This is a genomic window from Pseudomonas sp. NFR02, from assembly GCF_900119375.1.
GTDB lineage: Bacteria > Pseudomonadota > Gammaproteobacteria > Pseudomonadales > Pseudomonadaceae > Aquipseudomonas > Aquipseudomonas paracarnis.
Genome location: NZ_FPJJ01000001.1, coordinates 605,412 through 629,916 on the forward strand (window position 1 = coordinate 605,412; position 24,505 = coordinate 629,916).

General features: G+C 58.0%; 20 protein-coding genes and 1 pseudogene. 16 read left to right on the forward strand and 5 right to left on the reverse strand.

What is annotated here, in order from left to right; translation table 11 throughout:
• Positions 1–363 precede the first annotated feature (363 nt).
• The 7 genes and pseudogenes from BT199_RS02935 to BT199_RS02960 form a co-directional block, all read left to right on the forward strand.
• Positions 364–1,179 (forward strand): annotated as a pseudogene (locus tag BT199_RS02935) (condensation domain-containing protein); the annotation flags it as partial.
• A gap of 541 nt (positions 1,180–1,720) precedes the next feature.
• Positions 1,721–1,864, forward strand: a complete 144-nt coding sequence (locus BT199_RS27165; RefSeq protein ID WP_158068761.1) for a hypothetical protein — start codon at positions 1,721–1,723, stop codon at positions 1,862–1,864.
• A gap of 90 nt (positions 1,865–1,954) precedes the next feature.
• Positions 1,955–2,785, forward strand: coding sequence for an McbB family protein (locus BT199_RS02940; protein WP_072433836.1), 831 nt, complete (start codon positions 1,955–1,957; stop codon positions 2,783–2,785).
• Positions 2,782–3,591, forward strand: coding sequence for a SagB/ThcOx family dehydrogenase (locus BT199_RS02945; protein ID WP_072433837.1), 810 nt, complete (start codon positions 2,782–2,784; stop codon positions 3,589–3,591). The genes BT199_RS02940 and BT199_RS02945 overlap by 4 nt, the downstream gene beginning before the upstream one ends.
• Positions 3,578–4,777 carry a YcaO-like family protein gene (locus tag BT199_RS02950; protein ID WP_072433838.1) on the forward strand — a complete coding sequence of 400 codons (1,200 nt, stop codon included), beginning with the start codon at positions 3,578–3,580 and terminating at the stop codon, positions 4,775–4,777. Before BT199_RS02945 ends, BT199_RS02950 begins: the two co-directional genes overlap by 14 nt.
• An 8-nt stretch (positions 4,778–4,785) precedes the next feature.
• Entirely contained in the window at positions 4,786–5,529 is a 744-nt protein-coding gene (locus tag BT199_RS02955) for an ABC transporter permease (protein WP_072433839.1), read from the forward strand.
• A complete protein-coding gene (locus BT199_RS02960; protein ID WP_072433840.1) occupies positions 5,529–6,242 on the forward strand; it encodes an AAA family ATPase in 714 nt (237 codons plus the stop codon). Before BT199_RS02955 ends, BT199_RS02960 begins: the two co-directional genes overlap by 1 nt.
• A gap of 323 nt (positions 6,243–6,565) precedes the next feature.
• Here BT199_RS02960 and BT199_RS02965 read toward each other — a convergent pair whose 3' ends face one another.
• The 4 genes from BT199_RS02965 to BT199_RS02980 all read right to left on the reverse strand — a co-directional run bounded on the left by BT199_RS02965 (position 6,566) and on the right by BT199_RS02980 (position 11,274).
• On the reverse strand, positions 6,566–6,874 hold the full coding sequence (locus tag BT199_RS02965) for a DUF6124 family protein (protein ID WP_072433841.1): 309 nt from the start codon (positions 6,872–6,874) through the stop codon (positions 6,566–6,568).
• Positions 6,875–7,210: 336 nt separating this feature from the next.
• A complete protein-coding gene (locus BT199_RS02970) occupies positions 7,211–8,728 on the reverse strand; it encodes an ArnT family glycosyltransferase (RefSeq protein ID WP_072433842.1) in 1,518 nt (505 codons plus the stop codon).
• A gap of 28 nt (positions 8,729–8,756) precedes the next feature.
• On the reverse strand, positions 8,757–10,412 hold the full coding sequence (gene arnT / locus BT199_RS02975) for a lipid IV(A) 4-amino-4-deoxy-L-arabinosyltransferase (RefSeq protein WP_072433843.1): 1,656 nt from the start codon (positions 10,410–10,412) through the stop codon (positions 8,757–8,759).
• 181 nt (positions 10,413–10,593) lie between these two features.
• Positions 10,594–11,274, reverse strand: coding sequence for a lipopolysaccharide core heptose(II)-phosphate phosphatase PmrG (locus tag BT199_RS02980; RefSeq protein WP_072433844.1), 681 nt, complete (start codon positions 11,272–11,274; stop codon positions 10,594–10,596).
• 274 nt (positions 11,275–11,548) lie between these two features.
• Here BT199_RS02980 and BT199_RS02985 point away from each other — a divergent pair, with 274 nt between their 5' ends.
• The 4 genes from BT199_RS02985 (at position 11,549) to BT199_RS03000 (ending at position 17,351) form a co-directional block, all read left to right on the forward strand.
• Positions 11,549–12,217: an ABC transporter ATP-binding protein gene (locus BT199_RS02985; RefSeq protein ID WP_014719054.1), complete on the forward strand. Its 669-nt coding sequence runs from the start codon at positions 11,549–11,551 to the stop codon at positions 12,215–12,217.
• A gap of 1 nt (position 12,218) precedes the next feature.
• On the forward strand, positions 12,219–14,681 hold the full coding sequence (locus BT199_RS02990) for an ABC transporter permease (RefSeq protein WP_072433845.1): 2,463 nt from the start codon (positions 12,219–12,221) through the stop codon (positions 14,679–14,681).
• Positions 14,671–15,735 carry a lipocalin-like domain-containing protein gene (locus BT199_RS02995; protein ID WP_019821209.1) on the forward strand — a complete coding sequence of 355 codons (1,065 nt, stop codon included), beginning with the start codon at positions 14,671–14,673 and terminating at the stop codon, positions 15,733–15,735. The genes BT199_RS02990 and BT199_RS02995 overlap by 11 nt, the downstream gene beginning before the upstream one ends.
• A gap of 167 nt (positions 15,736–15,902) precedes the next feature.
• Positions 15,903–17,351 (forward strand): hypothetical protein, encoded by a 1,449-nt coding sequence (locus BT199_RS03000; protein WP_020301315.1) that lies wholly within the window; start codon positions 15,903–15,905, stop codon positions 17,349–17,351.
• Positions 17,352–17,356: 5 nt separating this feature from the next.
• Here BT199_RS03000 and BT199_RS03005 read toward each other — a convergent pair whose 3' ends face one another.
• The gene (locus tag BT199_RS03005) at positions 17,357–18,058 is read right to left on the reverse strand and encodes a sterol desaturase family protein (RefSeq protein WP_038450634.1); all 702 of its coding nucleotides are present in this window, start codon (positions 18,056–18,058) and stop codon (positions 17,357–17,359) included.
• Between the two features lie 294 nt (positions 18,059–18,352).
• Here BT199_RS03005 and BT199_RS03010 point away from each other — a divergent pair, with 294 nt between their 5' ends.
• The 5 genes from BT199_RS03010 (at position 18,353) to BT199_RS03030 (ending at position 24,445) form a co-directional block, all read left to right on the forward strand.
• Positions 18,353–19,276: a substrate-binding domain-containing protein gene (locus BT199_RS03010; protein WP_072433846.1), complete on the forward strand. Its 924-nt coding sequence runs from the start codon at positions 18,353–18,355 to the stop codon at positions 19,274–19,276.
• 63 nt (positions 19,277–19,339) lie between these two features.
• Positions 19,340–20,848, forward strand: a complete 1,509-nt coding sequence (locus tag BT199_RS03015) for a sugar ABC transporter ATP-binding protein (RefSeq protein ID WP_014719048.1) — start codon at positions 19,340–19,342, stop codon at positions 20,846–20,848.
• A complete protein-coding gene (locus tag BT199_RS03020; protein WP_014719047.1) occupies positions 20,814–21,806 on the forward strand; it encodes an ABC transporter permease in 993 nt (330 codons plus the stop codon). The genes BT199_RS03015 and BT199_RS03020 overlap by 35 nt, the downstream gene beginning before the upstream one ends.
• 25 nt (positions 21,807–21,831) lie before the next feature.
• Positions 21,832–22,911 (forward strand): erythritol/L-threitol dehydrogenase, encoded by a 1,080-nt coding sequence (locus BT199_RS03025; protein ID WP_014719046.1) that lies wholly within the window; start codon positions 21,832–21,834, stop codon positions 22,909–22,911.
• Position 22,912: 1 nt separating this feature from the next.
• The gene (locus BT199_RS03030) at positions 22,913–24,445 is read left to right on the forward strand and encodes an FGGY-family carbohydrate kinase (RefSeq protein WP_072433847.1); all 1,533 of its coding nucleotides are present in this window, start codon (positions 22,913–22,915) and stop codon (positions 24,443–24,445) included.
• The last annotated feature ends 60 nt before the right edge of the window (positions 24,446–24,505 follow it).

Below are 24,505 nucleotides of genomic sequence, written 5' to 3' on the forward strand. Positions count from 1 at the left end.
GTAGCGGGAACGAGGGACACAAGCTGCCATAAAAACTGCGCCATTAAACCGACGTTTCTCATGAGTTGAGCCGGCTACGTACAGGCGTAAGTTATTTTTAGACTTTGTTAACTTATTGATGTAAATGAGAAATTTATAAAATCAATGGGATATCCAGAGGCTCGGCATGGATCAGCTGTAGCCAATCTCCTACAACGCTTTAATCGTTTCAGCCATGAACCTTCGGCCAAGGCCTATCCATCCATTTGAATGTCCGGGTTTCGGGTGACAGACACCCCCCGGCGCCCATGCTCCAATCCGGCCACTTCGGCGTAATGGGCCACCTCTGCGCGGCCAGTGCCTGACCCCCATGAGAAGGATCTTATGCAGTATTCCTCCAGCCTGCCGGCCCGCTTTCCCCTCACGGGTGCCCAACATGACATTTGGCTCGACCAACTGCGCGTGGGCGATTCGCCGCTGTACAACATTGGCGGCTGCCTGGATTTTGCCGGCAAAGTCGCGCCCGAACGCATGCAGCGTGCCGTCACACTGCTGGTGGCCCGGCACGATGCGCTACGCACTCAGTTGCACACCGACGCCAATGGCCTGCCAGGGCAAACATTCGCCCCTGAGCTGAGGGTGGAAATGGCGCTGCATGATTTCTCTGCGCTGCCCGACCCATCGGCGGCAACCCGAGCCTTGATGCAGGCGCAAATGGCTCGGCCCTACGCCCTGAGCGGCGAGCCCTTGTGCCGGTTTTTCCTGGTCAAACTTGACGATGATCACTACCGCCTTGGCATCCAGGCTCATCACCTAATCCTCGACGGCTGGGGTTTTGGCCAGATGCTGCAATCCCTCGCGCAGCTCTACAGCGCCCTGGAACAGGGGCGCGACGCCGAGCCGCTGGCGCCGTCCTACATCGACTTTATCGACACCGACCAACGCTACCTGCAATCGGCCCGCTACGCCTGCGACCGCGACTATTGGCTGGGCAGATACCAAGCGCTGCCCGAACCACTGCTCACCCCCAGGCACAACGCCAAGACGTCGAGCAACACCTGGGTGCAAGGCTTCCCGGTGCAGTTGCTCAACCGCATGGAGCAGGTTGCCAACCACTACCAGGCGTCGGCCTTTCATGTGTTGCTGGCGGCGATGTATGTGTATTTCACCCGCACCAGCCAACGCCAGGAATGGGCGGTGATGGCGCGGTTGAACGCGGCACGGTCTTTTGCAGGATCGAGGGGTGGATCGGGTAGGACTTTATTCATGGTGTAACTCCGCGTTGGATTAGGGGAAGACACCTGTCGCGACTAAACCAGGGACACGGCTTGCTGGCCTTTTAAAGTTGTTTCAAGGCGCTAACTCGGCGGACCGCTTGTCGGATTTATTACCGTTTTTTTGAAGTTTCACGCCGCTTCCTACGTAGAACTCGCCAGAGAACGGTTGTTGAATTACGAGGTTGGTAACTTCTAAGATGTTATTTTTTGAAGGAATAATCTGGTGTGTGAAAGTTGATTCATTGCCTCTTCTTTCTGACAATTATTGGTTTTCTGAATTTAATGAGTGAAATTTCCTAATTAGATGTAACTGAATTCCCACAAGGAAAAATTATTTTCGTTGCAAGTTTCTTCTTGTCTACTAAATTGTGAGTGTCACTTCGGTTTGGTGACAATACACGACTATATGAGGAACTTGAAAATGAAAAAATCAGAGTATGGCGAAGTTATCTATGATTTCGACAATGACTATGGATTTAACCCGTATGCTGGCAATGCTGGCGCTTCAGGAAGTCAGGGGGGATGTGGCGGAAGTGGAGGGTGTGGAGGTGGCGGTGGATGTAATGGAGGAAGTGGTGGCTCTGGTGGATGTGGTCACAACTCGATAGAAGAACAATCACTTGCCAAAGAATAGGTTTATTTACCCACTTGACGGGGTTTCTTAGGCAGCGCCTGAAACCCCTACAGGGGATCACATAATGAATATAGCCATTCCTAACTATCAGATTCTCAATTTTGAAACGGAAAGTTTAGTAATATCCGATGCGGGTATCTCTAAGGTGCATTCACGACCGATCTTGAAGGCGTTGCGACAGATACAAATGTCTCCTGCGCTGACGAAGGATGAGTTGGATGCAGCCAGTGCATTTGAGTTTCTGGAGAAAATAATTCCGTTCACGGCGGCTAAGGAGCTTTATTTTGAAAAGACTATAGTTGTGCATTCGTGGGAAGGGATTGCCGCGGTTGAAGATTTATTTAGACAAGAGTTATCGGGTGTCGTAGAGTTTAAAGATTTTTCAAGTGATATAGTAAGTTCTGTTGCGGGGTTTAGATGTTTTATTGTGTTGTTATGCCATTCTTATGATTATGAGGGCCTGAAAAAAATACATTTTGACTTGGCAAAAATATCACCAGCTAGCGCTATTAGCGTTTGTTGGCCGATGGGCGGTTTTTTTTGCATCGGGCAACCTTATATCTCGGAGGTCGGAAACCCTTGTCATTTTTGTACCGTTGATAGACTTATTCATAATGAGTCAGTCAAACGGGTGAAAAACAACTGGGCATCGGCATTGGCGTTTTGTAAAAATGAACATGTCAATGTGCCCTTTAAGAAGTTAAGTTTGTATCAAGAGTTGGTGGTTATTGGTGCAATTATTAGAAATGTGAAGTTTTTTACTGAGAGCGGCGTTTTGCGCAAGTATCATGATGATGTGTTGTGCTCCTCGTATGTGCAATTAAGTGACGGCAGAATATTTCAAGAGTCCAGTTCCCACTGGTATATCTGCGATTGCCTGGAGGTAAGGAAGTGAAAAATATTCCGCATGACTATTATTTTAGATTTATAGACCCTGCCGTCTATGAGGCAGTGCTTGAGTTTCATAGTAAAGGCAACTTCACATTTCATACAGCGTTTCAACATTGCACTGGCCTCCATACACTGGACGAAGAACATCTGACCCAGTTAACCGGGAATGAGCTCGTACTCTATCCTGATATGGGGCTAACGGTCAGCCTTGGATTGTCCGAGGAAGATAGGGCTGAATGCTTATACAGAAATGAATCATGCGAGAAGTTTTTGTCAGCGTCTCTGAACTTTGAAGTGCTTGAAAAGCTGGTGTCACCTCTTGTCTCTAGGAATGTCGGAGCACACAAACGTGGGTATCCGAGTGCAGGAGCACTCTACCCTGTTGAGATCTTCATTTGTTCACTCGCTGAGAGTAATGCAGACTGGCCCATTAAAGAGCGCGTTTTGCACTTGCTTCCTAGTTCTAGGAGGTTTGAAGTGATGCAGGTGGATGTGGATTTTGAATATGTGAAGGCGGCTATAATGGGTTCGTCTGGAGAACAGCTTGGTTTTCCGAGTTTGGCTATTGTTTATTCAGTCTATATGCCTAAAAATATTTTCAAATATAGGTATCGTGGTTATCGCATGGCGCTTATGGAAGTTGGCTCTATTTATATGCTTGTGGAGATTCAAGCAAAAAAATTAGGACTTGCCTGCCGCCCGTGGTCTGCTTATACGGACTCCATGGTATGTAAGTTGCTGGGGGTTAACCCCGCTCTGTTTCTTCCTGTATGTATTCATTTAATAGGTAAGCAGCATGAAACTTGTTAATGCAATGCAGAAGCCGGATCTTCCTGGAGTATTATTGTTTCAACCTGCCGGACTGCTCTATTTACCAAATTCTGTAGAGGTGTCAGACGCTCTTTCAGTTAACGGGTCAGGGGTGGGCGGGGGCGCACGCTCTATCAAAACTGCCTTGGGAGAGTATTTTGAAAGGCGTCATTTTTATAGAGAGATTTTGTCGATAAGGCGCGGCTTTCTTAGTGACTCGTTGACGAGAGCTGAAGTTGATAGTTTTGCCAGCGCTCTTACACAGACGGCTTCAAGGCTGATATCAATTGAAGAGGTTAAAAAACATCACTTCTCACTGACGCAAGTCATGAGAGCTTCTGATTTTTCTGAGTGCTTAATTCCCACTGTATGTATTTCTCTTTCTGCGCACGGCCTCGAAAAGGATAATTTTTTATATCCGCTGAGAGACACCTGTGGGTGCAGCTTTTACTGGAACGTAGATGTTGCGTTTTTAGGAGCTGTAAAAGAGTATCTTGAACGACAATTTCTACTGAGGTTTTGGCTGACTAAGCAATGCCAAGCACTGTTCTCGCTCGGTAAAGTTGAGTGTCTGTTACGAGGGAGGAATGTTAAATATTTATATGATGCGCTAATATTTTCCGGCGAGGTTTCCATTTTCGATATTTCTGACAAACGTTTTCCTGGGGTTTGTTTGTTGGCGGTTTATGGCCAAAACGATAGTGATCGACATGTGAAGTATTGTGCGGGTATGTCCTATTCAGGTGACGTCGGCGAAGCGTTGGAAAAAGCGCTGCTTGAGCTGTGGCAAACTTATCGTTTTATGGATTTGTTTAAATCGATCGGGTCTGATGAGCGAAAAGTGGAGGATGACTATCTTCGCTATTTTATGACCTGTAATGAGTATGGTACCTATTGTGAAATAACCGATTATGTGGTTGCTGATGGTGACGATAGGGAGACTTCTTTGGAGTTTTCATTGGAGGTTTTTCTGTCGGTGCTTAATGGGTTGGGTGTGTCGGGTTATTTTTATTCTCGGCGCGCCAGGATTAATGGGGTTAATTGCGTCTTTGCAAAGTATGTTTCACCTGATCTGTTTCTTCATATGAATAATTCAAGAAACATAAATCTGAGAAATAGTTATTCCAAAAGTTTTGAATCCTTAATGTTTTCGTCTCGTCTGAATAGAATGGTACCGTTTCCATGAGGTGAGCTATGCGTATTTACCCATTATTTAAACCTTTCTTGCTGGCGAAGCTTTTTATCAAGGAACAGTTGAAAGAGCCGGTCGCCCTGTTATGGGTCGTAATATCCCCTGTGGTAACCTTCTACTTGATTAGTTACGCCGGGTACTCTGGCAGAGAAACTTTACGTGACTACGCATCTGCCACTTCATGGTTTTACGCTTTCATCTCTTCAAGCGTGGCACTTTTTGGTTTGGCGTTTTATATAGTGGGGCGAAGAGAAAGTGGTTTTTTGCGTTCTTTTGTGTATGCAAAACGTACCAAGATCACCTTTCTCGCTGGGCAGTTTTTAGCGTACTCATTTATGTCGGTTATTTATTGCTCGGTGTTTTATGTGCTGACGCGGGGCTATTTTGGTTTGATGGCCCTGGAAGAGTGGTTGGTTATTGTTGGTCGTTTCTATATGTGTTTTTTGCTTTTCTCTACGCCATCCTTATTGTTGACGCTGGTGCCCATAGGCTTTCAAAATACTAATACTCTTTTCTCCATATTATCAGTCTCTATGTTGGCGCTGGGTATCGGTAGCCTTAGCACCTCGTATTCACTATTTAACTTAATCGGTCTTTTTAATCCGATGGGGTGGGCCAATCGCCTGATGTTGGTGGGGGTAACCGGGTCCGCTACGTTGGTAGCGTCGATTTTAGGAATGATCATTGTCACAGGGTGGTTTGTGTTCCGATTTTTACTCATCAACCCCGTTTGGAGTCGGTACTGATGAAACGGCTAATCGTGGATGCACTGGACGTTAGGTACGGTCAGCATATTTTATTCAAGAGTGCCTCATTGGAAGTCGAGGCCGGCACAATGACAGGTTTGTTGGGGCCTAATGGTTCCGGAAAAACTACGTTTTTTGACGTAATCTGTGGCCTGAAGAAATTGAATGGCGGTGAAGTGCAACATTCATTTTCCAAGCTACTTTACCTGTCACAGATCATCGCAACGCCTCCCGTATTTCGAATGTTCGATGTTTTTAACATGATGATGCTTTTTTGCTCCGATACGCGCGTTACCCAGCGGCACGCTTTGGAAAAAATTGAAAAGTGGAGCCCTGGTATTGCTGAACGCTATTGCGAAATCTGGAAGAAGAAATCATCCCTTTGCAGCTATGGTGAAAAGCGCTGGTTTTTCACCTTGTCGTTATTGTCCGTTAACGCAGACCTTGTGATTTTGGATGAGCCCACCGCAGGCGTTGACCCGGAGTTCCGTTACCACATTTGGCGTTGTTTGGAGGGAGCAGCGGCGGAAGGTGTGGCAATACTCGTGTCTTCGCATAACATCGATGAGATCGTCACTCACTGCGATGACTTTTACATGCTGAGCCAACAACGCTTTAATCATTTTTCCAATGCCGAGGGCTTTTTGAGCAGGTATGGCGGCAATACTTTGGATGAGGCATTTATTCACGCGGCGAGCCTGTCCAGAACTTGAGATGCTGGTAGCGGTGTCTGAATGCTTGCGAGAGGGGAACGGGTTTCTCCGCGATAGTGGTCCTCGATGGAGATATCACCATAGCGGGCAAGCCTGACGCTTATCAGTTGAGACTGACCGGTAACTATGGCGAGGGAGCTTGATCCCGTGACGGCCTGACAGCCGATATTGATTCGACTGATGCCCTGCGAACCCATGTGGGAGCTGGCTTGCCCGCGAAGAACCTCAACGATAACGCGCACCTCCTGAATAAACGCGGCGCCTGTGAGTTTTTCGCGAGCAAGCTCGCTCCTACAAAATGGGGCCAAACCCGCTTTTACATTTTAAGTGGTTGGCTTCAAAGGCTTCACGCATTCAATAGAGCGATCTACCGTCGTCTTGGCAATCTCCAACAAATGCCACACCGCCAGAATCTTCGCCCGCCCTGGGTTATCTAGCAGCTCGCCGCAATCAAGCGCCGTTGCCGAAGCGCTGTCGAGCAAGCTGGCGGTGTAGAGCAAGGCATCTTCAACACTCAGATCGTCGTTGACGTTGTGGAAACCCTGGCTGGGCAGGTAATGGTCGATGGCGCGGTTAAAGGCGGCACGGTCTTTTGCAGGATCGAGGGGTGGATCGGGTAGGACTTTATTCATGGTGTAGCTCCGCGTTGGATTAGGAGACGACACCCGTCGCGACTAAACGAGGGTGGCGGCTGTACGCAGGTTAGTCGACCGGCCCAACACGAAACATCCGGCGCACCCGAAGGCGCCCTACGCACAGCCACCATAAAACTCATGGAGACCATGCCGTGTTGGAAGATACGAGCGACTAAACCCGATCACTGATGAGCAGTGATGGACCGCAGACTAGCCACCGATTCCAACCGGCACAAGGCGGCGGAGATTGTCTCGGAAACGTCCTGCAATTTAAAGGGACACGGCTTGCTGGCCCTTTACAAACCATGACAAAAGGCCAGCAAGCACAGTGCCTCAGCGTATCCCCGGAACAAACGCCACACTCCCTCCCTCACGCGCCCTGAACAACCGCTCCCCATTATCCGGCTGGGTCGTCACCATCTGACGATCCACCCCCAGAAACGCCAACGGCGTCGGCTCGTCCTTGGAATACTGCGTGACGATAATCGTGCGTTGCGGATCAAACCCCTGGCCGCTGGTTTTTTCCAACCAGGCCATGAACGCGACGCTGTTGCCCTGGCGCGGGAAGTCCTGGCTTTCGCTGACGTAGTAGAAAGGTTTACCGTGGTTTTGCAGGTACATGGGCAGCTTGTTGTCGACCTCTACCAGCACCAGTTGCCATTGGGTCCAGGGCGCGCTTTTCTCCGCCTGGGCTTGCAGGTCGGCGGCGAAGCGGGTAACGCCGCCGTTGCCATTTGTCCAAGGGTAGATCACGCCCAGCACCAGCAAGAGCAGGCCTGCGCTGAGGCCAAAGCCTGTTTGCCAGCGCGGCCAGCTCATCGGTTTTTTGCGCAGGCGTTCGCTCAGCCACCAAGCGCCGAGCAGTTGGGCAAAGGGTACCAGCGGCAACACGTAGTAGCTGCGGCGGCTGCCGCTGGCGGTGAAGAATACAAACAACAGGCCCAGGCCCCACACCAGCCAGCGTACGTTGGGCGGCGCTCTGCGCCAGTTGCGCACGGCCAGCCACAGGCCAAGTATCCAGCAGGGTGCCCAGGGCAGGGTGTAGACCGGCAGGTAAATCAGGTAGGTGTAGATCGGCCCCATATGGTCGAAGGGGTCGAAGAAACGCACCACGTTTTCGCGGAACACCAGCTCCAGGCCGCTCTCGCCGTAAGTGGGGGCGCCGTAGCGGTGGGACAGTACAAAGGGAATCGCATACACCACGCCGGCGATGAGCAGGGCCAGCACCAGGCGCAGGTTGAGGTGGCGTTTGTAGCGGTGTTCGCTGAGCAAGTGTGGCAACAGCACCAGCGCCGGCAATACCACACCGATCAAGCCTTTGAACAGCGAGGTGGCGGCCAGCAACAGGAAAAACACCGTGTAGCGCCCCAGCCGCGTGTCATCCGGCCCGCGCCAATACCACCACACTGCCGCCAGCACGCCGCACACGGTGAGGACATCGGCGGTGGCCACGCGGGCCCAGAACAGGAAATAGAAGGTGGTGGCGAGCATCCACCCGGCGATCAGCCCGGTGCCTTTGCGAAACAGGCGTTCACCGATCAGGTACACCAGCCAGATGCTCAACCACGCGGCAATCACCGATGACAGGCGCAGCGACCACGGGCCGAGGCCGCCGAGCAGATGGGCAAACCCGGTGATCAGCCAGTAGGAGGGCAGGGGTTTGTCGTAATACGGCGTGCCTTTGAGGTATGGGTCGAAATAGTCACCGCTTTGCAGCATCTGCAAGGCGATATTCGCCCAGCGCGTTTCCGGCCCCCACAGGTCGCGGCTGCCCAGGCCCAGCAAGAGCAGCAAGGCCGAGGTGCCCAGCAGTAACACCAGGGCGCCGCGTTCGGTTTTCCAGAAGCTCATGGGGTGGTCCCTGTGGCAGGCGCTGCATTCAAGGTTGTTGGGGGTAAATCGTCAGCACCAGGTTGCCCTTGCGATAGCGTTTGCCGCCGGGGGGCAATTGCCCTTCTTCGCGGTGTTCGCTGGTGCTCTTGACCTGCATCAGCACGCCGACCGACCCGTGTTGGCGTGCCTCGACCAGCCAGGCCTGGACGCTGTCCGGCGTGACCTTGCGCTGTGCCGCGTCTTCGTAGTTCAAGCCGTAGCGCAGCTCGCCCTGGGTGTTATAAAACGCCACATCGGGCCGGCGCAGGCGCCAGGTCAAGGCCGATGCCAGGCCCAGGTCATTGCTTAGCAAAGCACGGGTAGGTTGCAGTTCGTCCAGATGTTCCAGCACGAATTGGTCGGGCATCTCGTTATCTTCGATCAGGGCCGGCATGCCCGCCGGCAGCAGTGCCACCAGCAAACCAATGCCCAGGGCGGGCATCGCCCACAACGTCAGCGGGCGCACCGCTTGCAGCAGGTTGGCGAGGATCCAGCCCAGCAGCACGATAAACGTCAGGGACAGGCTGAACATCTGCGCATGGCTATTGCCGTACAGCGGGCGGGTGATTTGCAGGTAAATCAGCGCCACCATGGCCGTCATGCCGAGCACGAAATTGAGCGCGCCGTTGATGACCAGTGGGCGCGCCTTGCCTTGCTTGATCAGGTCGATCAAACCGTGGCCCATCAACAAGGCCAGGGGCAACAGGCACGGCATGATGTAGGTCGGCAATTTGCCTTTGCTCAGGCTGAAAAAGCCCAGGGGCAGCAACAGCCACAGGGCGAGAAAGGCAATCACCGGCTGGCGCTTTTCCTGCCAGGTTTTTAGCAGGGTGCCGGGTAACAAGGCAGCCCACGGCAGGCACGCCACCACCATGATCGGCAGGAAGAACCACAGCGGCCGTGCATGCTGTGCATCGTCGGCGGCAAAGCGGCGGATGTGCTCATGCCAGAAAAAGAAATGCCAGTAATCCGGTTCGCGCAAGTGGATGGCCAGGGCCCAGGGCAGGCATACGAGCACGGCGACCAGCACCGCCAACGGCCCGTAGCGCATCAACTCGCCGACGCGCCGCTGCCAGACGAGGTAGGGTACGGCGATCAAGACCGGCAACAGCCAGGCCAGGAAGCCCTTGGTCATGAACCCCATGGCGCAGGCCACCCCCAACACCGCCCAGGCACAGAGGCGTTCGCGTGGCGTGCGGCAGTCCAGGGCAAACCACAACGCCACCAGGCTCAGGTTCACCCACAGGGTGAATTGCGGGTCGAGGTTGGCATACCCGGCTTGCCCGGCTACCAGGCCAAAACTCAGGTAGAGCAGCGCGCAGGCAAAGCTCTTGCGCGGGTCATTCCACACGCGCCGGGCGAGCAGGTAGGTCAGCACCACGCTCAGGATTGTGCTCAGGACCGAGGCGATGCGCACACCGAACAGGTTTTCACCGAATACCGCCTGGCCAAGGGCGATGAGCCAATAGCCGGCGGCGGGCTTCTCGAAATAACGCACGCCCATGAAGTGCGGCGCCACCCAGTTGCCGCTCATCAGCATTTCCTGGCTGACCTGGGCGTAGCGGGTTTCGTCTGGCGTCCATAAACCGTGAAAGCCCAGGGGCAACAAGATGAACACGGCAACGCCCAGCAATAGCCAGGCCAGAGGGTTTACGCGGGGCATGCGCACATCGCTCCATAACGTTCAAGTACGGGCAATGGCGGTATTAACTTAATAGGGTGAAGCATCGTAAGGGTCACTAAGTAGTTGTAGGAAAACATAAATAACAGACGCGACTAAACATGCCAGAACAGGGCTGTCGTTTTGCTGAACACGTTGTGGCTTAATATGTAAACAAGTGTAATTAAAGTTGTTTGAGTGCGGCGGTCCACTCTTCGCTGTTCATGGTGCCCATGGCCTTGAAGGTGCCGTTGGGCACCACCTTGACGAACAGTGCGCTGCCGTACTCTGCAGCGGCTGCGTGAGGGAAGCCCAGGCTGGTCTGGAAGTCGCTCATGCAGGCGCTGTGGGTGATCAGCATCAGGTTGCGTCCCGGCTGTTTGTGGCCGAGGATTTCATCGCCCATGGCGTCGCCGCAGATGGCCAGCGGGCCGGGGGACAGCTCGGTCTTGCCGAACATGAACAGTGACGTCTGGGCGGTTCGCGTGGTGGGGCTGCTGAGTACGTCGGTCAGGGCCATGCCCAATGAATCAAAGGCTTTGCCCAGTTCGACGGCGCGTTCAGTACCGTTGATGGTCAGGCCATCGGCGGGGCCGAAGCAGGGGTTGGCCGAGCGGTCGCAGCGCTCTTCATGGCGCACCAGCACCACCAGCTCACCCTCGCGCCAACTGGCGAGCACCCCGGAGGTCAGCAGGCGATTGCCCACGCCCAGGTCCAGGGGCGAGCTGGGCCAGAATAAAAAGCCCGTCAACAACAAGGCGGTAACGCTGATGCCAAGCAGGTGCAGGCGGTATTTTCTCAGGCGTTTTAACCTTGACCTTTTGGGTTGGGGGTTGGCCAGGATCATGTCTGCCACGCGGTTCATCCTCGGCACTGTTTATTGTGTTTATAAAAAGGCTGCACGATTGGGCAGTTGCCCTTGGTGAGGCAGGAGACTGTCACAGCGCCGCTGTCTTTTTGCTGAACACTTGCATGTTAGGAGTGTCACTTGGATTAACTAATAAGTTGTGAGTCACCACGAGTTGGCGGGCACTTTAAAGTTCGATGGATGGGCAGACGGTGAAATCCATGTGAAAAATTTGCGTGGGCAGGAGCGTCAGCCGTTATTCTCGTTGCTGGTCCTTCAGATGAGCGTTCTTATGTTGCAGGTGCAAGGTGTTGTTAAAAACTACGCGACCCCGCAAGGCCCGCTGACCGTCCTGGCCGGCGTCGACCTGCACCTGGGTGAGCGCAGCAGCCTGGCGCTGATGGGCGAATCGGGCAGTGGCAAAAGCACCTTGCTGCACCTGGTAGCCGGGCTGGACCGAGTGGACGCCGGCAGCATCCGCATCGGCGAGCAGCGCCTCGACCAACTCAACGAAGGGCAACTGGCCCATTGGCGCCGCACGCAAATCGGTCTGGTCTTCCAGCAGTTCAACCTCATCGGCAGCTTGCGCGTGGAAGACAACCTGGCGTTCCAGGCGCGGCTGGCGGGGCGTTTCGACCCGTACTGGCAAGCGCAATTGGTGGAGCGCCTGGGACTGGGCGACTTGCTCCGGCGTTACCCCGAGCAACTCTCCGGTGGCCAGCAGCAACGGGTTGCCGTCGGGCGGGCGCTGGCCTCGCGACCGGGTTTGTTGCTGGCCGATGAGCCCACCGGCAACCTCGACGAAGCCACCAGCGATGAAGTGCTGCAACTGCTGTTGGACCTGCTGCGGGACAGCCCCACCAGCCTGCTGATGGTCACCCACAGCCCGCGCCTGGCCGCACGGCTTGACCGGCAAGTGGTGCTGCACCGTGGCCGTGTCGTGCCAATGGACGCGCGCTGAAATGGCGCTGTTTTACTGGACGCTACGCGCATTGCTGAGCCACTGGCGGCGCCATCCGGTGCAATTTTTCAGCGTGCTCACCGGCTTGTGGCTGGCCACCGCGCTACTGACCGGCGTGCAGGCCCTCAACAGCCAGGCGCGGGACAGCTACGCACGCGCCAGCCAATTGATCGGTGGCGAACCCCAAGCCAGCCTGGTTGCGCCGGACGCCGCCAGTTTCCCCCAGGTACTGTTTGCCGAGCTGCGCCGCGCCGGCTGGCCGGTATCCCCGGTGGTGCAGGGGCGGGTGGTGCTCCAGGGGCGTGACCAACAGCGTCTGCAACTGATGGGCATCGACCCTGTGTCGTTGCCCGGCAGCGGCAGCGTGGCGGGGCAACGCTTGAGCCAGGCGCAAATGCTGGCGTTCTTCGAGCCGCCGGGGCGTACCTGGGTCGCTGCGCAAACTTTGCAGGCGCTGGGGTTGCATGAGGGCGAGCAGCCGCTGACTTCTACTGGGCAACGCCTGCCACCGTTCCAGGTGCAAGCGGATATGGCGCCCGGCCTGCTGCTGACGGATATCGGTTTTGCCCAACCCTTGCTCAACATGCCCGGGCGCCTGTCGCGCTTACTGTTGGACAACACCTTCGCCGCCCGCCACCCCGCGCCACCCGCCGCGTTGCAACTCAAGCAGGGCGAGGACAACAACCTGTCACGCCTCACCGAGAGCTTTCACCTGAACCTGGATGCGGTGGGTTTTTTATCCTTTGTGGTGGGGTTGTTTATCGTGCATGCGGCCATCGGCCTGGCCCTGGAACAGCGCCGTGGCCTGCTGCGAACCTTGCGCGCCTGTGGGGTCAGCGCACGCATGTTGATCCTGAGCCTGGGCATTGAATTGGGGTGTTTGGCGGTGTTGAGCGGTGTGCTCGGTATCGCCAGCGGCTACCTGCTGGCCAGCCTGTTGCTGCCGGATGTCGCCGCCAGTTTGCGTGGCCTGTACGGCGCCGAAGTCGCTGGCCAATTGAACTTGAGCCCCTGGTGGTGGCTGGCCGGCCTGGGCGTGAGCCTGCTCGGCGCGTTGCTCGCCGGAGCCAGCAGCCTGTGGCGCGCAGCGCGTTTGCCGTTACTCGCGCTGGCCAACGCCCAAGCCTGGCATCAAGCCCATGGCCGCTGGCTGCGGCGCCAGGGCTGGGTGGCATCCGCCGCCTTGCTGATCGCGTTGCTGGCACTGTGGCTGGGCGATAGCCTGGCCGCCGGGTTTGTGCTGATGGCGGCCTTGCTGTTGGGCGCGGCGTTGGCGTTACCGGTGCTGCTCAACGGGTTATTGAAAGCGGTGCTGGGGCGCAGCCGCTCGGTGCTGGGCCAGTGGTTCCTGGCCGATTGCCGCCAACAACTGCCGGCCTTGAGCCTGGCGCTGATGGCGTTGCTGTTGGCCCTGGCGGCGAATATCGGCGCCGGCTCCATGACCTCGGGCTTTCGCCAGACCTTCACCCATTGGCTGGAGCAACGCCTCACCGCCGAGCTGTACCTCAACCCGCAAAATCCGCAGCAGGCCGAGCAACTGAAAACGTGGTTGACCCGTCAGCCCCTGGTGCAGGCCGTATTGCCCGCCTGGCAGGTGGCGGTGCAACTGCAAGGCTGGCCCGCGGAGGTGTTCGGCGTGGTCGACAACCCCACTTATCGTCAACACTGGCCGCTGCTGGAGGCGGTGGACGCGCCCTGGGACCGCTTGCTGCAAGACGACAGCCTGATGCTCAGCGAACAATTGGCGCGACGCCTGAAGGTGCAACTGGGCGACACGGTGTCCATCCCCACTCCGCAGGGCACCTGGGCGCCGAAGATCGTCGGCATTTATGCCGACTACGGCAACCCCAAGGGCCATCTGCTGGTCAATGTCCAGCACCTGTTGGCGCATTGGCCGACGCTCTCACCGGCGCGCTTCAACCTGCGGGTGGCGCCCGCCGACGTGCCGCCGCTGATCCGTGAGGTGCAGCGTGAGTTCGCCCTGGAAGACAGCCGCATCGTCGACCAGCAGCAACTCAAGGGTTGGTCCAGCCAGGTCTTCGAACGCACCTTCGCCGCCACCGCGGCGTTGAACAGCCTGACCCTTGGCGTCGCCGGCGTGGCATTGTTCATCAGCTTGCTGACCCAGAGCCAAAGCCGCCTCGGCCAACTCGCGCCGTTGTGGGCGCTGGGCGTGACGCGCCGACAATTGATGCTGCTCAACCTCGGCCAGACCTGGCTGCTGGCGGTACTCACGTTGATCCTGGCGTTGCCGCTGGGGCTGTTGCTGGCGTGGTGCCTGGATGCGGTGATCAACGTGCAGGCCTTCGGCTGGCGCCTGCCGTTGCAAGTATTCCCCGGGCAGCTTGCGCAATTGCTGGGGCTGGCGATGCTTGCCACCTTGCTCGCGTCGGCCTGGCCCCTCTGGCAGCTGTACCGCAGCCGCCCGGCGGATTTGTTGAGGACGTTCGCCCATGAAGATTAAGGCACTGGCGTGCATCGCCTGGTTACTGCTGAGCGGCTGCGACCAGGCGCCCGCACCCGAGGACAGTTTCGCCGGGCTGGGCAGCGATGCCGCGGACTTTGCCCAGGTGGTGCCCGGCAAAGTCTTCAGTTTTCCCGAGGACCACGGGCCCCATGACGGCTTTCGTATCGAATGGTGGTACGTCACGGCCAACCTCAAGGATGCCCAGGGCAATGTCTTCGGCGTGCAATGGACGCTGTTTCGCAACGCATTGAAGGCCGGTCCCGTCCAACCGGGCTGGCGCGATTCAACCGTGTGGCTCGGCCACGCCGCCGTCACCTCGGCCACCCGGCACTACGCCGCCGAACGCCTGGCTCGGGGTGGCGTCGGCCAGGCTGGGGCTCAGGCAGAGCCATTCAACGCCTGGATCGACGACTGGAACTTCGCCAGCCGCCCCGGCACCGCCAGCCCCTTGGCCGACATGCAACTCAAGGCCAGTGGCGCGCAATTTGCCTACGATCTGCACCTGACCTCCAGCCGCCCGCTGGTGCTGCAAGGCGACCATGGCTACAGCCGCAAATCCGACCAGGGCCAGGCGTCGTACTACTACAGCCAGCCGTTTTTCACTGCCAACGGCAGCGTCAGCCTCGACGGCCATACCTACCAGGTCAGCGGCCCAGCCTGGCTCGACCGCGAGTGGAGCAGCCAACCCCTGGCCGCCAGCCAGACCGGCTGGGACTGGTTCTCCCTGCACCTGGACCGCGGCGCGCAACTGATGCTGTTTCGCGTGCGGCAGAAAGACAGCGACGGTTACCTCACCGGCACCTGGATCGACGCCCAGGGCCACACCCAGACCTTGCACAACAGCGACATCCAACTCACACCGCTGACCACCACGGCCATCGACGGGCGCAACATTCCCACACGCTGGTCGCTGAAAATTCCCGGCAAACAGCTGGACATCACCACCGAAGCCGTCAACCCGAAGGCGTGGATGGACCTGGGTATTCCGTACTGGGAAGGGCCGGTGCGGTTTGAGGGTGGGGTGGGGTATTTGGAGATGACGGGCTACTAGGAGGCTACAGCTGAGTTAATTTTTCCCTACGACTCGACGGGTAATACTCCCACAGATTTTTTAAAAAATACTGTACATACATACAGTCTTGTCCTACAGTCCATCCCAGGTGACCGGATGTCACCGGTTACCTGAGCTTCAATTTTTTAACTATGGATGGATAAAAAATGAAATCGAAAAAAGCCTTCATTCTGGGCGCGGCCATGGCGGCCTCTTGCTTCGTTTCGGCCTTTGCCCTGGCCGAGCAAACCCCGGCAAAACTCAGCGCGCAGGCGGTCAAGCAGGCCGTGGACAAAGCGTTGAAACCTGGCGGTACGCTGGAAAAGGCCAGCGTCTCGGGCGAGCTCAAGCAAAAGCTCAATGCGGCCAAGACCGGGCAGTCCAACGTCGTCAAAAAAAGCAAGGCAGCCGTCGGTAATGTGGCGATCGACTCCCCGGTTGGCCAGCTGGAAAAACCTGACTCGGCGCACATGAAACAGGCCGCGGTTGCAGCCTTCACGCCGTTGTTTCCCACCTTGGATATCAACACGCTTTACACTCTCACCGGTGTGGAGACCGGCGCGCAAATCGCTTACCACTTCAACCTGCCGAAAAACGCGCGAATCCAGGTGCAGCTGCTGAACCAGAGTGCCGGCACGGATATGTCGTTGACGCTGTTCCATGACGACGGCCAAGGCAACCTGACGCCGTTGGGCACCTCGGATAACCCCGGCAGTGCCGATGAATACCTCAACGGCGTGTTGCCGGCTGGTGACTACTACTGGTTCATGGTGGCCAATGCCGCGAGCAACTCGCAGTTCAGTTTCGGTGTGGCAGTGGACAGCAATATTGATGCCTACGAGCCCAACGACACTGAGCAAACCGCGTTCGCGCTGCCGGATGCCTTGAACCAGGTGACCGGTAACCTCGACAGCGTCAATGACGTGGATTACTTCTCCTTCGTCTCGTTGCGTGGCCAAGGTGTGGGCATGTTCCTGGGCGATGACGGTGCGGGCACGCGTAACCAGTGGATCTTCGAACGGTTCGATGGCACCCAGTGGGTGGAAGTCCCGCAGGGCTCTACTTCTACCTATCCCAACCTGACGCCGGGCTACACGGTCAAGGTGCGCGTGCGGGCCAACCCGGCGGTGGCATTGAACCCTCAGGCTCAATACAAGCTGACCCTCGGCTCGGCGCCACGCCTGAACCAGCACAATGTGAACGGCGATAACGTGGTGCGGATTCCCAGCTCGATCTTCCAACTGGCCACCCAGGCGGCTCGCAATCTGAGCTGGAGCACCCAGTGGTCAGACAGCACTGGCGAGCCCCTGCGCGGCGTCACTCCTGTACTGCGGGTCGACAAGCATTTTGGCGCCACTTACAACTGGGTCGACTATGAGGCCAAGACTGGCATCACCGGCGCGGCCTCGGGGAATGTCGCGCTGGGCACCTGCTCTGGGGACTACAAAGTGCGCTACCCGGACAGCGCCTCAGGCCAGACCTACAACTGGGAAACCTGGTTCAACGAGGGCGGCTGGCGCATCGAGCTCAGGGAGTTCCCTGGTGTGGGCGTGGGTGGCAATACCGTCCAATACGTCAGCCTCGGCCACATCTGCAGCCAGACTATCGTGCGCTGATTGATCTATGTGTGTGAAGCGGGGGGCAGTCCAGTTGGACTGCCCCTTTTTTTTACCGCGGGTTCCCAATGCAAAGTGCCAAATAGATAGTCCATCAACGGCAGCACGATGTTGAAGTTACGTCCCTGCATCAGCTCACGACGGTGATGCAAGGCGTGCAGGCGATGCATCTGGCGAATCCACGGTAGGCGTGCCACCGGGTGTTCGGCAGGCAGGTGTTCGCAGGCATGGAACACTTCGTAGAGCAGGTAGCCAAGGATCATGCAGCCTGCAAACAACCCGGCAACGTTGGGGCTCAGTTGGCTGAGCAGCCACCAGGCGGGGAGGGTGATGGCCAGGCTGTGCAGCACGATCAGCCAGGCTGGAAACAGGATGACGCGCCAGTCCCGGGGGCTGTCGTAAGTCATGTGATCAGGGGTGAAGAAGCTGTGGTGGTCGCCAGTGTGGCGTGCGTAGAACAGCCGGGCGAATGCATGTTTGTGATGGCCCAGGTGGCGGTGCACGAGATAGATACACAGGTTGAAAAACAGCAGGCTCAAGGGCACGGTCAGCCACTGGAGGGCGGTGATATCGGCGGTGGAGGACCAGGCCAGCGTGATGCAGGCGATGCCGTAGCCAAGCACGAATGCGGCGTGCAGCCAGGGGTTGTAACGCGGGTTGACGCTTGCGCGGTAACGGTCGCGGAAAGTCTCGGTCGGGTGGGGCATGGCCGGCTGCTCGCTGTGTTTTTATTTGAGGCTGAGCTTAGTTGGCGTAAGCGGATGTGCGAGTTTTTACTGACCACCTCATCGCCCTGTGGGAGCTGGCTTGCCTGCGATGGCGGTGTATCAGGGCCAGATCAGTAGACTGACACTGCGCCATCGCAGGCAAGCCAGCTCACATATTTTTGCCCGAGGCCGACCAGTGGAGGCTTGCACAGGTCTGAATTAATTGTTAGCTTCTGGCAAAATGTTAACGATAACATTTGCTCTAAAAATAAAAACAAAACAGAGACCCACGCCATGAAAATGCTCCCAAAAACCCTGTGTTTACTGGCTGCCAGCATCACCCTGGGCAGCGCGACCCCCGCGTTTGCCGACGCCGCCAAGCCCATCCGCATCGGCGCCTCGTTCCAGGAAATCAACAACCCCTATTTCGTCACCATGAAAAACGCCCTGGAAGAAGCCGGCGCGACCATCGGTGCCAAGTTGATCATCACTGACGCCCGCCACGACGTGTCCAAGCAGGTCAGTGATGTCGAAGACATGCTGCAAAAGGGCATCGACATCCTGTTGATCAACCCCACTGACTCCGTCGGCGTGCAATCGGCCGTCAAGTCGGCCCATGCTGCCGGCGTCGTAGTGGTGGCGGTGGATGCCCAGGCAGATGGCCCGTTGGATTCGTTCGTGGGCTCGAAGAACTTCGACGCTGGTTTCCAGGCCTGTGAGTACCTGGCTAAATCCATCGGTGACAAAGGCAATATCGCTATCCTTGACGGCATCGCCGTGGTGCCGATCCTCGAACGTGTGCGCGGCTGCAAAGAGGCGGTGGCCAAGCACCCGGACATCAAGATTGTCAGCATCCAGAACGGCAAACAGGAACGCGATCAGGCCCTGACCGTCACCGAAAACATGTTGCAGGCCCAGCCTACCCTCAAGGGCATTTTCAGCGTGAATGACAATGGCTCCCTCGGCGCGCTGTCGGCCATCGAAGCCAGCGGTATGGACGTGAAGCTGGTCAGCGTCGACGGTGCGCCGGAAGCGATCAAGGCGATCCAGAAACCCGGCAGCCATTTCATCGCCACCTCGGCCCAATACCCCCGCGACCAGATCCGCCTCGCCCTGGGCATTGCCCTGGCCAAGAAGTGGGGCGCCCAAGTACCGGCCAGCGTGCCGGTGGACATCACCCTGATCGACCAGGCCAAGGCCAAGGACTTCAGCTGGTAAACCCCCCAGGCCCCGCGTAGTTCGTGGGGCCCAGGTCTTCCTTCTGAGTGCGAGGTCGGCGGTATGAGCAGTCTTCTGAAGCTGGAAAACATCTGTAAGCGTTACCCTGGGGTGCAGGCCCTCAAGGCCATCAACCTGCAAGTGGAGCGCGGCGAAATCCACGCCTTGCTCGGGGAAAATGGCGCGGGCAAATCCACCCTGATGAAGATTCTGGGCGGGGTCGAGCACCAGGACGAAGGGCAGATCCTTATCGATGGGCAGGCCCGACAATTTGCGACCTATCGGGATGCGATTGCCGCCGGGATTGGCATTGTGTTCCAGGAATTCAGCCTGATTCCCTACCTCACGGCGGTAGAAAATATCTTCCTTGGCCATGAGCTGAGCAACCGCTTCGGCCTGTTGCGCAAACGCGAAATGGCCGAGGCCGCGCAGGCGTTGTTCCAGCGCCTCGGGGTCAGCATTGACCTGCACTGCGCGGTCAAGCACCTGAGCGTGGCCGAGCAGCAGTTTGTCGAAATCGCCAAGGCCCTGGCCCTGGATGCACGCCTGCTGGTGCTCGATGAGCCGACCGCGACACTGACTCCCAGTGAGGCCGAGTTGCTGTTCGACATCATGCGCGAACTCAAGCGCCAAGGCGTGGCGGTGATTTTTATCTCGCACCATCTGGAAGAGATTTTCCAGGTCTGCGACCGCATCAGCGTCCTGCGCGACGGCAGCAATGCAGGCGTTACCGAAGTGGCCGACAGCGATATCGATCACTTGGTCGAGATGATGGTCGGCCGCCGACTGGAATGCAGTTTCCCGCCCAAACCCAGCAGCGAACGCGGCCCCTTGCTGCTGGAGGTCAAGGATATCCAGCTGGTGCGCAACGGCCCCCACAACCGTTTCAATTTGCACAAAGGCGAGATCCTGGGCTTCGCCGGCCTGGTGGGCTCGGGCCGCACCGAGCTGGCCCTGGGCATGATGGGCGCGCTGCCCACGATGAGCAAAGACGTGTGGCTGCGCGGGGAAAAAGTCAGCCTCGATGACCCGGCTCAAGCCCTGGCCCACGGCATCGGCCTGCTCCCCGAAAGCCGCAAGAGCGAAGGGCTGATCACCGCCTTCAGCATTCGCGAAAATATCTCCCTGAACAATTTGCCCAAGTATCAGCACGCCTCGGGCCTGATCGACAAGGCCCGCGAGTGCGCCAGCGTCGAAGCGCTGATGCGCCAGCTGTCGATCAAGGCGCCCAGTGGCGAAAGCCTTGTGGTGAACCTCAGCGGCGGCAACCAGCAAAAAGTCGTGATCGCCCGCTGGATCAACCACCACTGCGACGTGCTGGTGTTCGACGAACCGACACGCGGCATCGATGTGGGGGCCAAGGCGCAGATCTACGCGTTGATGCGCAGCCTCACCGAACAGGGCTACGCGATCATCATGATTTCCTCCGAGCTGCCCGAAGTCATCGGCATGTGCGACCGCGTCGCCGTGTTCCACAAGGGCGCCATCGTCAAAGTACTGGAAGCGTCCGCCGTCAATCCTCAAGAGGTCATGCGCCATGCAACAGGGGGCTCAAGTGAATACGTCCATTAACACCGCCGGCACCGGCCGGTTGCGCCTGAACCTGGCGCGGCTGCTGCGTTCGCCGGCGTTTTATCCCTTTGTCGGGCTGGTGGTGGTGACCCTGGTGATGATCCTCGCCAGCGACACCTTCCTCACCGCCAGCAACCTCTCCAACATCGCCCGCCAGGTGTCGATCAACGCCATCATCGCGGTGGGCATGACCTGCGTGATTCTCACCGGCGGTATCGACTTGTCGGTGGGGCCGGTGATGGCGTTGTCCGGCACCTTGACCGCCGGGCTGATGGTCGCCGGGTTGCCGCCGGGCCTGGCGATTGGCGTCGGGCTACTAGTGGGCGTGGCCTTCGGCATCGGCAACGGACTGTTCGTGGCGTACCTGCATATGCCGCCGATCATCGTCACCCTGGCGACCATGGGCATCGCCCGTGGGTTCGGGCTGATGTACACCGACGGCTATCCGATTTCCGGCTTGCCAGAGTGGTTCGCATTCTTCGGTCGCGCCAGTGTGTTTGGCCTGCAGGTGCCGATCCTGATCATGCTGATCACCTACCTGGCGGCCTATGTGCTGCTGCAACACACCCGCATCGGCCGCTACATCTATGCCATCGGCGGCAATGAAGAAGCGGTGCGCTTGTCCGGGGTGCGAGCGGCGCGTTTCAAGCTGCTGGTGTATGGCATCAGCGGCTTCACCGCCGCGATTGCCGGGCTGGTGCTCACCTCGCGCTTGATGAGCGGCCAGCCGAATGCCGGCGTGTCGTTCGAGCTGGATGCGATTGCCGCCGTGGTACTGGGTGGTGCGTCGATTGCCGGCGGCCGCGGAGTGATCATCGGCACCTTGCTCGGCGCCATGCTGCTGGGCGTGTTGAACAACGGTTTGAACATGCTTGGCGTGTCGCCCTACGTCCAGAGCGTGATCAAGGGCGGGATCATCTTGCTGGCGATTTTCATCAGCCGTCAGCGCCATCGTTAATACCTCACTACACAGGACCGAACACATGGACAAGCACACTCACATGCAAGCCGTCGTCTGCCACGGCCCGAAAGACTACCGCCTGGAGCGCATCGGCAAACCCCAGGCGCGTACCAATGAGCTGGTGATCCGTATCGCCGCCTGCGGCATCTGCGCCAGTGACTGCAAGTGCCACTCGGGCGCGGCGATGTTCTGGGGCGGCGACAACCCCTGGGTCAAGGCGCCGGTAGTACCGGGCCACGAATTTTTCGGCTATGTGGTCGAAGCCGGCGAGGGCGCCGAGGAGCACTTTGAGGTCAAGGTCGGTGACAAGGTCATCGCTGAACAGATCGTGCCGTGTGGCAAGTGCCGCTTCTGCAAATCGGGCAAATACTGGATGTGCGAAGTGCACAATATCTTCGGCTTCCAGCGCGAAGTGGCCGAAGGCGGCATGGCCCAGTACATGCGCATTCCCAAGACCGCCATCGTGCACAAGATCCCCGAATCGGTGTCCCTTGAAGACTCGGCGCTGGTGGAGCCGATGGCCTGCTCGATCCATACCGTCAACCGTGGCGATATCCAGCTCGACGACGTGGTGGTGATTGCCGGCGCGGGTACCCTTGGCCTGTGCATGGTCCAGGTCGCCGCGCTGAAGACCCCGAAAAAACTGGTGGTGATCGACATGGTCGACGAGCGCCTGGAACTGGCGAAAAAGTTCGGCGCCGATGTGGTGATCAACCCCGCCCGTGACAACGCTCGCGAGATCATCAACGGGCTGACGGACAACTACGGCTGTGACGTCTATATCGAAACCACCGGCGTACCGGCCGGCGTCACCCAGGGCCTGGACCTGATCCGCAAGCTCGGGCGCTTTGTCGAGTTCAGCGTGTTTGGCGCCGAGACCAGTGTGGACTGGTCGATCATCGGCGACCGCAAGGAGCTCGACGTGCGCGGCGCGCACCTGGGCCCGTATTGCTACCCGATCGCCATCGACCTGTTCGAGCGTGGCCTGGTCACATCCCAAGGCATCGTCACCCATGATTTCCCGCTGGACGACTGGGCCGAGGCGTTTGAACTGGCCAATTCGACCAAGTCGATCAAGGTGCTGTTGAAGCCGGTGCTCTGAGATGGACTACGTCATCGGTGTAGACATTGGCACCCAGAGCACCAAGGCGCTGCTGGTGGATGCCCAAGGCACGATCATCGCCCAGCATAGCCACGGCTACCGGGTGGACACCCCGAAAGTGCGCTGGGCCGAGCAGTGGCCGCAGGTGTGGCTGGATGCTGTCGAAACTTGCGTGGCCCAGTGCATGGCCAAGGCCGGGGTGCCGGCGCCGCTGGTCAAGGCGCTGTGCATCAGCAGTTTGTACGGTGGTTCGGGCATTGCTGTGGATGCGCAGATGACGCCGCTGTACCCGTGCCTGATCTGGATGGACCGCCGCGCCGGCGAGCAGGTGGCCTGGGTGCGTGAGCATGTGGACCTGGAGCGCTTGTTCGCCATCACCGGCAACTCGGTGGACAGCTACTACGGCTTCACCAAGATGCTCTGGCTCAAGCAGCACCAGCCTCAGGTGTGGGCGGATACCCGTTACCTGTTGCCGCCCAACAGCTACATCAATTGGTGCCTGACCGGCGAGTTGGCGGTGGACCACAGCAGCGCCGGGAATATCGGTGGTGTCTACAACGTGGCGGCGCGCAACTGGTCAGGCGAGATGCTGGATGCGCTGGGTATCGCGCAGTCGATGATGCCCCAGCGGTTGCTGTATTCCGGCGAGGTGGTGGGTGGTTTGCGCGCAGACTGGGCTGCCCGCCTGGGCTTGCAGGCGGGCACGCCGATCCTCGCTGGGGGCGTGGACGCGGCCATGGCGACCCTGGCGGCGGGTGTCACTCAGCCAGGCAATCATGTGGCGATGATCGGCACCAGCATGTGCTGGGGCTATCTGAACCAGCAGGTGGATGCACGTCACGGTTTGGTGAGCATGCCCCACGTCTACAACGGCCACCGCGACCTGTACATCTTCGGCGGTGCGATCACCGCCGGGGCCTCGGTCAGCTGGTTTCGCGAGCAGTTCTGCCAGGCCGAAGAACAGCAGGCCCAGGCCACGGGGCAAGACAGCCTGGCGCTGCTGGAGCAGAGCGCGATGAAGATTCCGGCAGGCAGCGAAGGCGTGGTGTTTTTGCCTTACTTGATGGGCGAGCGCAGCCCGGTGTGGGATGACCGCGCCAGCGGCAGTTTTGTCGGGCTCAACCTCTACCACAGCCGCTTTCACCTGTACCGCGCGGTGCTGGAGGGCGTGAGTTTTGCCCTGCGCCACAATATCGAAGCGGGTACTCAAGGCGCGCACTCCCTGGACCCGCGCTTGATCGTGGTGGGTGGGGCCAGCCATTCGGATCTATGGATGCAGATCATCGCCGATGTCACACGCTACCCCGTCTACACCATCGTGCAGGAGGTAGAAGCAGCCCTGGGCGCGGCGTTGTTGGCGGCGCATACGGTGGGGCTGGTGAGTGATGGGCAGATGGACACCGGCTGGGTGCAGTTGCAATTGCGGGCGCAGCCCAAGCGGGAGAATGTCATGACCTATGACCGGGCGTTTGCCGAGTACCTGAAGCTGTATCCGGCCCTGAAACCGGTCATGCACAACCTGCCAGCCACCTGATTCAACACAGTCCAAAAATGTGGGAGCTGGCTTGCCTGCGATAGCGGAGTGTCAGTCTCC

What these genes read in the sequence shown, in the direction of transcription:
- BT199_RS27165 (WP_158068761.1), top strand. Translation starts at nt 1,721, where the DNA reads ATGACTATGGATTTAACCCGTATGCTGGCAATGCTGGCGCTTCAGGAA.
- BT199_RS02940 (WP_072433836.1), top strand. Translation starts at nt 1,955, where the DNA reads ATGAATATAGCCATTCCTAACTATCAGATTCTCAATTTTGAAACGGAA.
- BT199_RS02950 (WP_072433838.1), top strand. Translation starts at nt 3,578, where the DNA reads ATGAAACTTGTTAATGCAATGCAGAAGCCGGATCTTCCTGGAGTATTA.
- BT199_RS02955 (WP_072433839.1), top strand. Translation starts at nt 4,786, where the DNA reads ATGCGTATTTACCCATTATTTAAACCTTTCTTGCTGGCGAAGCTTTTT.
- BT199_RS02960 (WP_072433840.1), top strand. Translation starts at nt 5,529, where the DNA reads ATGAAACGGCTAATCGTGGATGCACTGGACGTTAGGTACGGTCAGCAT.
- BT199_RS02965 (WP_072433841.1), bottom strand. Translation starts at nt 6,874, where the DNA reads ATGAATAAAGTCCTACCCGATCCACCCCTCGATCCTGCAAAAGACCGT.
- BT199_RS02970 (WP_072433842.1), bottom strand. Translation starts at nt 8,728, where the DNA reads ATGAGCTTCTGGAAAACCGAACGCGGCGCCCTGGTGTTACTGCTGGGC.
- arnT (WP_072433843.1), bottom strand. Translation starts at nt 10,412, where the DNA reads ATGCCCCGCGTAAACCCTCTGGCCTGGCTATTGCTGGGCGTTGCCGTG.
- BT199_RS02980 (WP_072433844.1), bottom strand. Translation starts at nt 11,274, where the DNA reads ATGAACCGCGTGGCAGACATGATCCTGGCCAACCCCCAACCCAAAAGG.
- BT199_RS02985 (WP_014719054.1), top strand. Translation starts at nt 11,549, where the DNA reads ATGTTGCAGGTGCAAGGTGTTGTTAAAAACTACGCGACCCCGCAAGGC.
- BT199_RS02990 (WP_072433845.1), top strand. Translation starts at nt 12,219, where the DNA reads ATGGCGCTGTTTTACTGGACGCTACGCGCATTGCTGAGCCACTGGCGG.
- BT199_RS02995 (WP_019821209.1), top strand. Translation starts at nt 14,671, where the DNA reads ATGAAGATTAAGGCACTGGCGTGCATCGCCTGGTTACTGCTGAGCGGC.
- BT199_RS03000 (WP_020301315.1), top strand. Translation starts at nt 15,903, where the DNA reads ATGAAATCGAAAAAAGCCTTCATTCTGGGCGCGGCCATGGCGGCCTCT.
- BT199_RS03005 (WP_038450634.1), bottom strand. Translation starts at nt 18,058, where the DNA reads ATGCCCCACCCGACCGAGACTTTCCGCGACCGTTACCGCGCAAGCGTC.
- BT199_RS03010 (WP_072433846.1), top strand. Translation starts at nt 18,353, where the DNA reads ATGAAAATGCTCCCAAAAACCCTGTGTTTACTGGCTGCCAGCATCACC.
- BT199_RS03015 (WP_014719048.1), top strand. Translation starts at nt 19,340, where the DNA reads ATGAGCAGTCTTCTGAAGCTGGAAAACATCTGTAAGCGTTACCCTGGG.
- BT199_RS03020 (WP_014719047.1), top strand. Translation starts at nt 20,814, where the DNA reads ATGCAACAGGGGGCTCAAGTGAATACGTCCATTAACACCGCCGGCACC.
- BT199_RS03025 (WP_014719046.1), top strand. Translation starts at nt 21,832, where the DNA reads ATGGACAAGCACACTCACATGCAAGCCGTCGTCTGCCACGGCCCGAAA.
- BT199_RS03030 (WP_072433847.1), top strand. Translation starts at nt 22,913, where the DNA reads ATGGACTACGTCATCGGTGTAGACATTGGCACCCAGAGCACCAAGGCG.